Here is a 13,165-nt window from a genome sequence, read left to right on the forward strand (position 1 = left end):
TGAATATAGAAATTAATGAAATAATGTCTTTAGCCATAGATTAGCCAGATATTTTTATATGAAGTTACAACTGAAGATGAAGAAGGAATTAAATATTTAGAGCTGATATTAGCAGTAATTTATAATAATGAAGTAGATCAGATTATATAAGTTTTAAATTTAAATTAAATAATGAAGTTATTGATACTATAGATACATTATATTTAAGTTTTTTAAAGATAATAGTATATATAGGCTATTATGGAACGATAGTTGATATATTGTAGGAAAAGTTAATGTTTTTATGAATTATTATTCATCTAGAAATTTTGATAAATCAGTAGATAAGATAGTAACTATAGATAAGTTTACTTATAATAAAGACTTGATAAATACCTTTAGAGTGGCTTTTTCAAGTGAAATAGTAAAAGGTATTGAGAATCTTTTTGACATATATGTAAGTTATGGTGAAAGGCTTGTTCAAAGAAACAATAAGAATGAAAAAGAAAAAGGTAAAGAACAAAAAACAAATTTAGTAACAATAGAATAAATTTCAGGTTCCACAAGAAACGTAGGACAGTTTATATGTGAATTTAATTTAAACATGCAAAACTTGAAACTATAAAAAGGATGAAAATAAATATTAAAAATATAACTATATTAGTTTGATTACTATTAGGATTTATTATCTGTGGATACTTTATAATTTATTTTGAATTCACCTAGTTTAACAAAGTAAATAATAATTTAAATATTGCAAAATCAAAGCTAATAATGATGAATTATATAATTTAAAAAAAGAAGTAAGTGATAAAAGTCAAAAGCTATCATATGATATACAAGAGGCAATGTTTTTAGTTGAATTATCTAATATTATGAGCAAAATGGAATAGAACTTTTAAATTACAATGTTGAATCTTTTGTGAAATACAAAAATTTTTATGTGATTCCAACAACGCTGCAAGTTAGATGAAACTATAGATATATAAGAAAAATGATGTATTATCTAGAATAATAAAAAATGTTACACAAATTCAAAATTTTAATATGGAAGTATTTATAAAGAATGAATTAAATAATAAGAGTTCTGACAAACAACAGTTAAACCAAAGATTAAATCCTAAAAAAGAAAATAAACTAAAAGGAAATTTAACAGCTATATTTAAATTTATAATGTATATGTCTCATTGTCTAATTTAAAAATTGAAACAGAAAATCCAAATAATTGGAATTCAGGTAAATTTGATTCTTTTATTAGTACAACAAACTATATGTATTATATATTAAGTTAAATAATAAAGGATTTACTTTTATTGAAGTATTAATTTCGCTTTTTATTGTATCTTTAGTTAGTATGGAATTTTGTATGATAGTTAATATGAATAATATAGGAAATGCTAAAAATAAAAAAGATATACATGCTATTGATATATTAAAAAATGAAACTGAACATTTAACTAAATAAATAAAAGTAGAAAAAATTAAATTACAATAAGCTGGTACATATAATTCACCTAAATATAGTTAAATATGAGATATAGAAAATACAAAAATAAGCAATAAGTAAAATATCTTTATTTATACTATATAGATATGGTAGTTAAGTTTATATTAGATTTTAGCAAAAGGGTTGTGAGCATTAAGTACAAAAGTACTTGTTAAGGAGAGAGTCTAAGATATGAAAGTCAAGAATAAACTAACAAGTAAAAACGACTCTGCAATGATACTAGCTATTAAAATAATAATATTAGCTAGTATCATATTATTATTTTAATACTTTTCAAATAGATTCTAAGTCAAATTAAGAATACTAAAAATACTCAAAATGTAATAAAGGCTGATTATAATGTCCAAGGAAATATTTAAGAATGAGTATGTGATTTTTTATCAAAACAAGTATCTGTAATAATGGGAATCAATCTACTTAAGATTCTGATAATAAATTAAAATATGAAGTGAACCAAAGTATTGTTTATAGAGGATTAACAGATATAAAAGCCAATTTATTAGAATTTTAAATTATAAATAAGTAAATACAGATGCCTGATAAGAATTTGAATGAAATTTTAAGGAGTTGTGAATTAAAAGAAAATAATCTACCTAGGGCTAAATAACTTATAAAAATACTCATAGAGCAATCTAAAAATAATAATACATTAAATAAATCCAATTTATATGGTATGCATGAAAATATTTAATATAAAATTGCCTATGATCAGGATATTTCAACAGATATAAATAACTTAATTTATAAAATAATAATTCAACAAGTGAGTATAAAAGAGGATTTAAGAGATCAAGAATTTATAAATCAAAATGAAGATAAAGCAGTAAAACATTTAGAAAAAACAACAAATCTTTTAAATAGGGTAAATATATGTTTGGGAAAACAAATTACTATAAATAGTAGTTTGAAAAAGGAGAATTTTTATGGGAATTTTTAGTGTGTTAAAAATAGCTGTTGAGTTAGGGGCATCAGATATACATATAACAACAGATTGTGAACCCATAGCTAGAACAAAAGGGAAGTTTGTTAAATTATCAGATAAACTACTTACAAAAGAAGATACAAAAGAAATGGTAAAAGAATTGGCAGGACAAAAAAATTTTGAAAGACTTAAAAAACAAGGAGAGTGTGACTTTTCCGTGGCAATAGAAAATGGAGAGAGATTTAGGGTAAATGCATATAAACAAAAAGGAAATTATGCAATAGCAATAAGAACAATAACATCTGAAATCCCATCTTTTAAAACATTAGGATTACCAGAAGTAATAAGTAAATTTATCGAAAAAGAAAAAGGATTAGTATTAGTTACAGGACCTACTGGAAGTGGTAAAAGTACAACTTTAGCAAGCTTAATAGATATAATAAACGAAAAGCAACAAAAACATATAATAACTTTGGAAGATCCAATAGAATATGTGCATTATCATAAAACTAGTATAATATCACAAAGAGAAATTGGAAATGATACTGAAAGTTTTAATACGGCATTGAAATCGATTCTTCGCCAAGATCCAGATGTGATTCTTATAGGAGAAATGAGGGATCCAGAAACTGTATCTATAGCATTAACTGCAGCTGAGACTGGACATTTAGTATTTTCAACTCTACATACTGTAGGTGCTGTCAAAACTATAGATAGAATAGTTGATATGTTTCCTACGGATCAACAGCAACAGATAAAAACTCAATTATCGACTGTATGTGAAGGTGTAATTTCACAACAACTTATACCTACTATAGATGGAAGAAATAGAGTTGTCGCAGTTGAGGTAATGATTACTACGCCAGCTATAAGAAACTTAATAAGAGAATCAAAAACATATCAGATACCAAACATGATACAAACGGGTGCAAAACTAGGTATGAAATCAATGGATCAAGAACTTGTTAATTTATTTAGGCAGGGTAAGATATCAAGGGAAAGTGTATTAAGTAGGTGTAGTGACTTTGAATATACTAATAGATTAATTGGTGGTGTATATTAATGGACATGTATTTTACAGTACTGGTATTTATAATGGGAGTAATATTTGGGAGTTTTTATAATGTATGCATATATCGTATACCTAATAAGCAATCAATAGTTAATCCGCCATCGCATTGCTATAGATGTAATACAAGATTAAAGCCCATAGATTTAGTTCCTATTCTTGGTTGGGGTTTCTTAAAAGGAAAATGTAGATATTGTAAAGAAAAAATATCACCAAGATATACAATAGTAGAAATTATAACTGGAATACTATTTACACTTATATATATAACTTTTGAATATAAATTTATTACAATATATTATATGTTTTTAACATCATTACTTATAATAATTACTTTTATAGATTTAGATTGTTACATAATACCAGATATATTAGTTCTAATAGGAAGCATAACTGCATTGTTAGTGAATTTTTTAGGGTATGGAATACCGTTTATTGATGCAATAAAGGGATCTATATTTACAGGTGGAGGATTATTAGTACTGACCTTAATCATAGAATATATATTAAAGAAAGAAGTAATAGGTGGCGAAGGTATAAAACTATTTGTAATGATAGGGTTATTTCTAGGAACAAAGTTATCGTTACTGACCTTGTTACTTAGCATATATATTGGAGGAGCATATGGGATAATATTTATAGTTTATAATAAAATAAAAAATAAGAGATTTAATTCTATGATTCCATTTGGACCTTTCATATCATTAGCAACAGTAATATCGATGTTATATGGTAATCAGATAATAGATTTTTATATAAAAACATTTTTATAAGAAATAACCTATGGGCTGTATGCTTATAGGTTATTATTTTAAACTATAATAGGACTATAATTTATTGAGTTTGTTAATAATTTAAATATCCTACTATGAGTATTTAAATTATGATACAAATAATATTATTAAGTTTTTTAATGGTACAATTAGTACAATTTTCAATAAAAGAATTATTTGAAATAAAAATAAATGAAGATAAATTTGCAGAAATATTATATATAATAACTCCAGTAATAATATTAATGTTATACGTGAAACTAGGTTTTAATGAAGAATTTTTTAGATATTCATTACTAGTGTGTTTTTTAGTGGTAATATCTATAATAGACTATTATACAATGTATATATACGATATAACTATAATTAGTGGTATAATAATTCAAGGAATTATATTGTTATTGACAAAGGATAATATAATATATCATATAATAGGATTAGCATTTGGATTTATTATTCCTTATATAATGGTTAAACTAACAAAAGGTGTAGGCTCAGGAGATATAGGAGTCTATACTTTGTGTTGTTTTTGTATAGGGATAGAAAAAAGTGTATATATGATACCTATATCTTTTATAATAGGAAGTATTTATGGAGTTTACTTATTATTATTTAAGAAAAAATCAAAAAATTCATATATGCCATTTGCACCTTGTATATTTTTAGCAACAACATTCGTAATACTATCACAACAAAACTTTATATTTAATATATGAAATTTTAAAAATTTAATTTATAAGAAATAATAACAAGTAAAGGGAGGAATGAAAATGTACGTAATAGTAGGATTAGGAAATCCAGGTAAACAATACGAGCATACAAGACATAACGTTGGATTTGATGTTATAGATATTTTGGCAAAGGAATATGGCATAAGCGTAACGAAAATAAAACATAAGGCACTTATAGGTGAAGGTAGAGTAGGAAATGAAAAAGTTTTACTAGTAAAGCCCCAGACATATATGAATTTAAGTGGAGAAACACTAATAGATATATACAATTATTATAAAGTAGACTCTAATAATATAGTTGTCATATATGATGATATAGATTTAGATGTCGGAAAAATAAGAATAAGAAAAAAAGGTAGTGGTGGAACTCATAATGGAATGAGATCTATATTAAAGTGCCTAGGAACTAATGAATTTCCAAGAGTAAGAGTTGGGGTATCAAAACCTAGACCAGGACAAGATTTAGCAGATTTTGTTTTATCTAGATTTAGGAAAGAAGAATCATCAGATATTCAAGATGGATTAGAAAAAGCAGCTAAGTCTGTAGATTGTATAATAAGAGAAAATATAGATTTATCAATGAATAAATATAATGGTTAGTTTATAAGGGGGGTTAGAATATGAACGATATTTTTATATCTCCTTTGCAAAATTCTAAAGAATATAAAGACATATTAAGTAACATAGAAAATATTAAGGGAACACTACTTATAAATGGTTTATTACAACCTCAAAAACCAAATATAGTGTACTCTTTATTTAATGATTTAAAAAGACAGGTTTTATATATTGCTAATACTGATTTAGAAGCTAAAAAAGTATATGAAGATTTATATTTTTATATGAAAGATAAAGTTGATTATTTAAGTTCTCAAGATATATACTTTTATCATTTAGATGCAAAGGATAGAAATGAAGAAGCTAGAAAGTTAAAAGTATTACTAAGGATGATAAGTAAAGAAAATACAGTTATAGTTACATCTGTTGAAGCTATTCTTAGTAAATATGTGCCAAAGGAAATTTTAAAAAAGAGTATATTCACTTATAAAATAGGTGATATCATCGATGTAGAAAATTTATCTAAAAAACTAGTTAATTTAGGATATGAAAGAGTATCTAAAATTGAAGGATTTGGACAATTTAGCATTAGAGGTGGAATAATAGATATATTTTCATTAGAGTATGATACTCCTATTCGTATAGAGTTATTTGATGATGAGATTGAATCGATAAGAACATTTGATGTATTTACTCAAAAATCTATAAAGAAGATAAAAAAATGTACAATAACTCCATCAAGAGAGTATATATATCCAGAAAGTATAGATGAATCTGTAGAAAGAATTAAAAAAGATACTAATGATTTTACAGATGATGATGTACATAGAAATATTGAAAATGTAGCATCTTCAACATATTTCGAAGGTGTGGAAAATTATATAGATTATATGTATACGGATGAAAACAAAAGTATATTTACTTACTTAAAAGATGATGCAATTATATTTGTAAATGATATTTCTAGATTAAAGGAAAGATGTGAAAACTATATATCTGAGTTTAAGGAGAATTATAAATTAAACTTAGAAAGAGGTTTAGCATTAAAGCAACAAGGTAATCTTTTATATCATTATTCTGATTTAGAATACTTAATTGATGGTAAAAAATTAATTTTAAATATGTTGTTAACTAAATCTATAAATGACTTTAGTGTGGCATCTATAGTTAATTTTGAAAGTAGAGAAGTTCCATCATTTAATGGGAAGTTAGATATTCTTGCAGAAGAATTAAATAGATTGAAATATAATGGCCATAAAGTTGTTTTAGCTACAAATACTTATGATAGAGCTAAAAAGTTAAATAAAGAGCTTTTAAATCTAGGTATAGAAAGTGTTTTAACAAGAAAAAGAGATATAGAGATACACTCATCTCAAGTTGTTATAGTTGTGGGTAATATAACATCAGGATTCCAATATAAATCTATAAAATTTGATGTTATAACAGATAAAGAAATGATAGGTTCTAATAAAAGAGCTAAAACATCTAAATCTAAAAAATTTAATAAAGGTCAAAAAATAGAAACATTTTTAGACCTGAATGTTGGAGATTATGTTGTTCATGAAAATAGTGGTGTTGGTAGGTATGTAGGTATAGATCAATTAACTGTAAATGGAGTTAAAAAAGACTATATGAGAGTTGTTTACCAAGGTGGAGATAACCTGTATGTTCCAATAGATCAAATGGATAAAATTCAAAAGTTTATAGGAGCAGACACTGAAAAGGTAAAATTAAATAAGCTTGGAAGTAGCGAATGGGCAAAAGCAAAAGCTAAAGTAAAAAAAGAAATAGAAGATATGACCAAAGATTTAGTAGAACTATATGCTAAAAGAGAAAAGATAAAAGGATATAAATTCTCTAAAGATAAGTTATGGCAAAGTGAATTTGAAACTTTATTCCCATATCAAGAAACAGATGATCAATTAAAAGCTATAGAAGAAACTAAAAAAGATATGGAATCAAATAAAGTAATGGATAGACTTATATGTGGAGATGTTGGATATGGAAAGACTGAAGTAGCTATAAGAGCTATTTTTAAAGCTTGTATGGATCAAAAACAAGTTGCTGTACTTGTTCCAACAACTATTCTTGCTCAGCAACATTATAACACTTTTAAATCAAGATTTGAAAATTATCCAATAAGAGTTGAAGTTTTAAGTAGATTTAAAACTCCTAAAGAGCAAAAACAAATTATAGAGGATGCTAGAAAAGGTTTAGTAGATGTAATAATAGGTACTCATAGAATTATATCTAAAGATATAGAACTTCCTAATTTGGGATTAGTAGTTATTGATGAGGAGCAAAGATTTGGCGTAAAACACAAAGAATCTTTAAAGAAGATAAAATCTACAGTAGATGTATTAACATTATCAGCAACACCTATACCTAGAACTCTTCATATGTCACTAAGTGGAATAAGAGATATGAGTGTTATAGAAGAACCTCCTCAAGAGAGATATCCAGTTATAACTTATGTTGTTGAAGGTAAAGAAAGTATAATACAAGATGAGATAGAAAGAGAAATAGCTAGAGGTGGACAGGTATTCTTTGTTTACAATAGAGTTGAAAGAATAGATGAAATGGCTAGTATGATACAAAGATTAGTTCCAGATGCAAAAATAGCAGTAGCACATGGAAGGATGACAGGCAAGGAACTAGAAAATATAATATTAGGATTTTTAAATAAAGAGTATAATGTACTTGTTTGTACAACAATAATAGAAACAGGTATGGATATATCAAATGCTAATACTATGATTGTATATGATGCAGATAAAATGGGATTAGCACAACTTTATCAATTAAGAGGAAGAGTTGGAAGAAGTAATAGGCAAGGTTATGCATATTTCATGTATGAAAAAGATAAAGTATTAAGTGAAATAGCAGAAAAAAGATTAAAGGCAATAAGAGAATTTACTGAATTTGGTTCAGGATTTAAGATAGCTATGAGAGATTTAGAAATAAGAGGTGCGGGTAACATTTTAGGACCTCAACAACATGGACACATGGCAGTCATTGGATATGATTTATACGTAAAAATGCTAAATGATGCAATAAGAAAAGTTAAAGGTGAGGTAGTAGAAAAAGAAATAGATGTAGAAGTTGATTTACCTGTAAATGCATATATACCTGATAGCTATATAGAAGATGAAATTATAAAAATTGAAATGTATAAAAAAATTGCATCTATAGAGAATGAAGAAGATATGAAGGATATAAAAGAAGAATTAGAAGATAGATTTTCAGATATACCTAAATCTGTTAATGCCCTAATATCTATAGCATACATGAAGACCTTATGCAAAAAGTTAGGTATAGAAAAAATTAGGATGTTAAAAGATGAAGTAATACTTCTTCCTTTAACAAGATATAGAACTAAGGAAAAAAATGGGTATAAGATAATAGATGAGTTAAAAAATATACTTGAACAAATGTGTATGAGTAAAAATCAAAAAAATAATTAGAAAGGGTGATTAAAGTGAAAAAAATAGTATCATTGCTAATGGTAATTATGTTAGGAATAGGTATGACTGCTTGTGGATCAAAAAAACCTGTGGCAGTTGTAAACGGAGTAGATATATCTGCAGATGACTTTAAGAAAACTGTTGCTACTTATAAAGAATCTATTTCAAAAATGTATGGTAAAGATTTATGGGATCAAGAAATAAAAAAAGGTGTAAAATACAAGGATGAAATGAAAAAAGCTATTTTACAACAAATGATACAAGAACAAGTAGTTTATCAAGAGGCTAAGAAAGAGAAGTTAGAAGCTAAGCAATCAGAAGTAGATAAACAATTTAAGCAATTAAAAGAAAGTATAAAAAAAGATAAAGACTATGAAAAATTCCTTAAAGATAATGATATTGATGATGAATTTTTAAAATCTCAGTTAACTAAAGATATAACAATACAAAATTTTAAAAATAATTTTGATAAGAATACTAAAATAACTGAAGCAGAAATGAAAAAATATTATGAGGAAAATAAAAATAATTATGTAGATGATGAGGTGAAAGCATCTCATATATTAATATCAACAGTAGATCAAAAAACTAATAAGCCATTTTCTGAAGAAAAGAAAAAAGAAGCTAAGAAAAAAGCAGAGGAAGTGTATAAAAAGGTTAAAGCTGGAGATGATTTTTCTAAATTAGCTAAAGAATATTCTGATGATAAAAGTTCTGCAGTTAATGGAGGAGATTTAGGATTTTTCTCAAAAGGTCAAATGGTTCCAGAATTTGAAAAAGCTGCATTTGGAATGGACAAAGGTGAAATATCTGATATAGTTGAATCTCAATTTGGATATCATATAATAAAAGTTACTGATAAAAAATACAAAGAATATACTTTTGATGAAGTGAAAAACAATATAAAACAAAACTTATTATATAAAAAATATACTGAGAAAGTTAATGAATTAGTTAAAAAAGCTAAAATAGAAAAAAATGAAGAAGAAGCTTTAAAGATTAATGCATAAGAAAAACCTATACCATTTGGAATGGTATAGGTTTTTTTGCATATTTTTCTTGGCATTGGTAAAAATAAACTCAAAGTTACTAATGGAGGTATTAATCTGATATGAGAGCTACAGGAATAGTTAGAAGAATAGATGACCTTGGAAGAGTTGTTATTCCAAAGGAAATAAGAAAGACATTAAGAATCAGAGAAGGAGATCCTTTAGAGATCTTTACTGCAAAAGATGGTGAAGTTATATTAAAAAAATATTCTCCAATAGGAGAATTAAATGAATTTTCACAAGAGTATGCAGAAACATTAGGTGAAACACTTGGACATGGAGTTATAGTAACAGATTTAGATTCAATAATAGCTGTATCTAAATTACCTAAAAAAGATTATAAAGAGAAAAGCATAAGTAAAGAATTAGAAGAGCTTATAGAAAATAGAGTATCTAATCATGTTAAAGATAATAAATTAATATCTTTACACAGAGATGATTCAATGGATTATAAATCACAAATAATAATCCCTATAATAAGTTCTTCGGGTGATTGTATAGGATCTATATGCTTAGTAGCTAAAGAAGCGTCAGGGCTAAGTGAAAGTGATGAAAAGTTATTGAAGGTAGCAGCTAATTTTTTAGGTAAGCAAGTTCAATAATATAAACTGGACTCATAATGGAATTATGAGTCTTTTTAGCATTAATTGGTAATTACTCTAAATTATTGAAATTAGTGGAGTTTATATGATATATTATTGTCTATTACATGACATTAAAAGGAGGAGATCCTATGAGTAAATTAAAAGATTCATCTAGTATGAAAGCTACGGGGATAGTTAGAAGAATCGATGATCTTGGAAGAGTGGTTATTCCCAAAGAGGTAAGAAAGACATTAAGGATTAGAGAAGGAGATCCTTTAGAAATTTTTACTGCAAATGATGGTGAAGTAATATTAAAAAAATATTCTCAAATAGGAGAGCTTAATGAATTTTCACAAGAGTATGCAGAAGCTTTAGGGGAAACACTTGGTCATGGAGTTATAGTAACAGATTTAGATTCAATAATAGCTGTATCTAAATTACCTAATAAATACTATAAGAAAAAAAGTATAAGTAAAGAATTGGAATCTCTTATGAAAAAAAGAGAATCTATTCATGTTAAAGATAATAAATTAGTATGTTTAAGTGAAGATGATCCTATGAACTATACATCTCAAATAATAATGCCAATAATAAGTTTTTCAGGTGATTGTATAGGATCTATATGTCTAGTATCTAAAGACAAAGTAGAATTAAATGAAAGTGATGAAAAAATCCTAAAAGTAGCAGCTAATTTTTTAGGAAAACAAGTTCAATAATTTTTAAAAGACCCACATTTGTTAGGGTCTTTTAAAGTTTATATGGTAATATATTGAATCCATAATAGCATATATGTTATATTAGAATTTGTTATATAACATGATATGGGGGGTATTTATGGGTAATAATAATGGGAAAGATTCGTTCTTGAAAGGGGCTTTGATACTGGGGTTAGCAGGAATACTTGTTAAGATAATTGGAGCATTTTTTAGGATACCTCTGGGGAATTTAATTGGTGCAGAGGGTATGGGTTATTACCAAGCGGCATATCCTGTGTACACTTTGTTTTTAACTTTGGCAACAGCGGGATTTCCAACAGCTTTAGCTAAGTTAGTATCGGAAAAGATGGCTATAGGAGATTATAAGGGAGCACATAAGGTATTTAAGGTATCTTATTCCGTATTAGCTATAACTGGTTTTATAGCATTTTGTATATTTTTCTTTGGAGCAGATTTTATAGTAAATGATATAATGGAAAATCCGGGAGCGAAATATGCTATGCTAGCAATATCACCGGCTCTTTTATTTGTTCCAGTGATGTCTTCTTATAGAGGATATTTCCAAGGAAGAAGGGAAATGACTCAAATAGCTATTTCTCAAATAAGTGAACAACTTTTTAGAGTAGTTTTAGGGATAACTCTTGCATACTTTCTTATGTATAAGTGGGGTGCAAACCCTGGGCCAGAACAAGGTGCAGCAGGAGCGATAATGGGTGCTACTATAGGTGCTATAGCATCAATTATATATTTAATAATTGCTTATTTAGTTAAATTAAAAACTATAAAAAGAGAAATAAAAATAAGTAAAAAATTTAAAGAAGAAAGTATAGCTAGAATATTGAAAAAGTTACTGGTAGTAGCTGTTCCTATAACTATAGGAGCGTCTGTTATGCCACTTGTAAATATGATAGATAACGTTATTGTTATAAGACGGTTAATTGAAGCTGGATTTACTCAAACTCAAGCAAATGTAATGTTTGGACAATTAACTGGAATGGCTATGGCTATAATCAACTTACCATCTGTTATAACTGTAGCTATGAGTATGAGCTTAGTTCCGACTATATCTCAAGCTTATGCAGTAGGAAATAGGATTAAAGCAATAAAAGAAACTAAGAGTGCTATAAAGATAACGCTAATGATTGTTTTACCAGCAGCCTTTGGAATAGCATCATTAGCACATCCTATAATGAAACTTTTATATCCTGGAGAACCAGCTACAGTAGGGACTATACTATTAGTTCTTGCTCCTTGTATAGTATTTTTAGGATTAATACAAAGTTTAAATGGGATACTTCAAGGTATGGGAAAACCAATGGTTCCAGTGATATGTTTGGTTATAGGCATGGTATTTAAAGTAGTTATAAGTTATACATTGACAGCTATACCACAAATAAATGTTATAGGTTCTGCATTAGGGACTTTAACAGCTTATTTTGTAGCTAGTATGCTTGAATTAATTTACATAAAAAAGGCAATGAAAATGAAGTTGTCGAAGATGGAATTTTTTATAAAGCCGTTGTTAATAGTAATTACTATGTTTATAGTGGTTAAGTTAAGTTTTACATTTATAATAGGAATATTAGGTAATACTTTATCTACTATACTAGCCATAGCAATTGGAGCGATAGTTTATATATTGGCTACATTTACTTTAGGTGGTATAAAGAAAGAAGAATTATTAAGTATGCCTAAAGGAGATAAAGTATATAAAGTTCTTAGAAAATTAAAAATTATGAAGTAATATATGTATACATATATGCAAATAAAGGAAATACTTATATAGGGTAATTTCCTTTATTTTTACAACAAG

12 protein-coding genes and 1 pseudogene are annotated in these 13,165 nt (G+C 26.6%); all 13 read left to right on the plus strand.

Translation table 11 applies throughout. The annotated features are described in order from the left end of the window. Positions 1 to 283: 283 nt before the first annotated feature. The gene (locus tag H8891_RS13245; RefSeq protein WP_187006796.1) at positions 284 to 529 is read left to right on the plus strand and encodes a hypothetical protein; all 246 of its coding nucleotides are present in this window, start codon (positions 284 to 286) and stop codon (positions 527 to 529) included. A 497-nt stretch (positions 530 to 1,026) separates the two neighbouring features. Then, positions 1,027 to 1,179: a hypothetical protein gene (locus tag H8891_RS13250; protein WP_187006797.1), complete on the plus strand. Its 153-nt coding sequence runs from the start codon at positions 1,027 to 1,029 to the stop codon at positions 1,177 to 1,179. An 82-nt stretch (positions 1,180 to 1,261) separates the two neighbouring features. Continuing rightward, positions 1,262 to 1,333: pseudogene (locus H8891_RS15735) on the plus strand (type II secretion system protein); the annotation flags it as partial. A gap of 916 nt (positions 1,334 to 2,249) precedes the next feature. Further along, entirely contained in the window at positions 2,250 to 2,423 is a 174-nt protein-coding gene (locus H8891_RS13260) for a hypothetical protein (protein WP_187006798.1), read from the plus strand. Then, entirely contained in the window at positions 2,410 to 3,471 is a 1,062-nt protein-coding gene (locus tag H8891_RS13265; protein ID WP_187006799.1) for a type IV pilus twitching motility protein PilT, read from the plus strand. Before H8891_RS13260 ends, H8891_RS13265 begins: the two co-directional genes overlap by 14 nt. Beyond that, positions 3,471 to 4,250 carry a prepilin peptidase gene (locus H8891_RS13270; RefSeq protein ID WP_187006800.1) on the plus strand — a complete coding sequence of 260 codons (780 nt, stop codon included), beginning with the start codon at positions 3,471 to 3,473 and terminating at the stop codon, positions 4,248 to 4,250. Before H8891_RS13265 ends, H8891_RS13270 begins: the two co-directional genes overlap by 1 nt. A 110-nt stretch (positions 4,251 to 4,360) precedes the next feature. Further along, complete coding sequence (locus tag H8891_RS13275) at positions 4,361 to 4,966, plus strand: prepilin peptidase (protein ID WP_187006801.1); 606 nt, start codon at positions 4,361 to 4,363, stop codon at positions 4,964 to 4,966. Positions 4,967 to 5,020: 54 nt separating this feature from the next. After that, on the plus strand, positions 5,021 to 5,581 hold the full coding sequence (gene pth, locus H8891_RS13280; RefSeq protein ID WP_187006802.1) for an aminoacyl-tRNA hydrolase: 561 nt from the start codon (positions 5,021 to 5,023) through the stop codon (positions 5,579 to 5,581). Positions 5,582 to 5,601: 20 nt separating this feature from the next. Further along, positions 5,602 to 9,003: a transcription-repair coupling factor gene (gene mfd, locus H8891_RS13285; protein WP_187006803.1), complete on the plus strand. Its 3,402-nt coding sequence runs from the start codon at positions 5,602 to 5,604 to the stop codon at positions 9,001 to 9,003. A gap of 14 nt (positions 9,004 to 9,017) precedes the next feature. Continuing rightward, a complete protein-coding gene (locus H8891_RS13290; RefSeq protein ID WP_187006804.1) occupies positions 9,018 to 10,013 on the plus strand; it encodes a peptidylprolyl isomerase in 996 nt (331 codons plus the stop codon). Positions 10,014 to 10,114: 101 nt separating this feature from the next. After that, the gene (locus H8891_RS13295; RefSeq protein ID WP_147547763.1) at positions 10,115 to 10,654 is read left to right on the plus strand and encodes a stage V sporulation T C-terminal domain-containing protein; all 540 of its coding nucleotides are present in this window, start codon (positions 10,115 to 10,117) and stop codon (positions 10,652 to 10,654) included. Positions 10,655 to 10,812: 158 nt separating this feature from the next. Further along, the gene (locus tag H8891_RS13300; RefSeq protein WP_187006826.1) at positions 10,813 to 11,352 is read left to right on the plus strand and encodes a stage V sporulation T C-terminal domain-containing protein; all 540 of its coding nucleotides are present in this window, start codon (positions 10,813 to 10,815) and stop codon (positions 11,350 to 11,352) included. 118 nt (positions 11,353 to 11,470) lie between these two features. Beyond that, positions 11,471 to 13,096: a putative polysaccharide biosynthesis protein gene (locus H8891_RS13305; RefSeq protein WP_187006805.1), complete on the plus strand. Its 1,626-nt coding sequence runs from the start codon at positions 11,471 to 11,473 to the stop codon at positions 13,094 to 13,096. The last annotated feature ends 69 nt before the right edge of the window (positions 13,097 to 13,165 follow it).

The organism is Paeniclostridium hominis (genome assembly GCF_014306135.1).
In the GTDB taxonomy this organism is placed as follows: Bacteria; Bacillota; Clostridia; order Peptostreptococcales; family Peptostreptococcaceae; genus Paraclostridium; species Paraclostridium hominis.

What these genes read in the sequence shown, in the direction of transcription:
- H8891_RS13245 (WP_187006796.1), top strand. Translation starts at nt 284, where the DNA reads ATGAATTATTATTCATCTAGAAATTTTGATAAATCAGTAGATAAGATA.
- H8891_RS13250 (WP_187006797.1), top strand. Translation starts at nt 1,027, where the DNA reads ATGGAAGTATTTATAAAGAATGAATTAAATAATAAGAGTTCTGACAAA.
- H8891_RS13265 (WP_187006799.1), top strand. Translation starts at nt 2,410, where the DNA reads ATGGGAATTTTTAGTGTGTTAAAAATAGCTGTTGAGTTAGGGGCATCA.
- H8891_RS13270 (WP_187006800.1), top strand. Translation starts at nt 3,471, where the DNA reads ATGGACATGTATTTTACAGTACTGGTATTTATAATGGGAGTAATATTT.
- H8891_RS13275 (WP_187006801.1), top strand. Translation starts at nt 4,361, where the DNA reads ATGATACAAATAATATTATTAAGTTTTTTAATGGTACAATTAGTACAA.
- pth (WP_187006802.1), top strand. Translation starts at nt 5,021, where the DNA reads ATGTACGTAATAGTAGGATTAGGAAATCCAGGTAAACAATACGAGCAT.
- mfd (WP_187006803.1), top strand. Translation starts at nt 5,602, where the DNA reads ATGAACGATATTTTTATATCTCCTTTGCAAAATTCTAAAGAATATAAA.
- H8891_RS13295 (WP_147547763.1), top strand. Translation starts at nt 10,115, where the DNA reads ATGAGAGCTACAGGAATAGTTAGAAGAATAGATGACCTTGGAAGAGTT.
- H8891_RS13300 (WP_187006826.1), top strand. Translation starts at nt 10,813, where the DNA reads ATGAAAGCTACGGGGATAGTTAGAAGAATCGATGATCTTGGAAGAGTG.
- H8891_RS13305 (WP_187006805.1), top strand. Translation starts at nt 11,471, where the DNA reads ATGGGTAATAATAATGGGAAAGATTCGTTCTTGAAAGGGGCTTTGATA.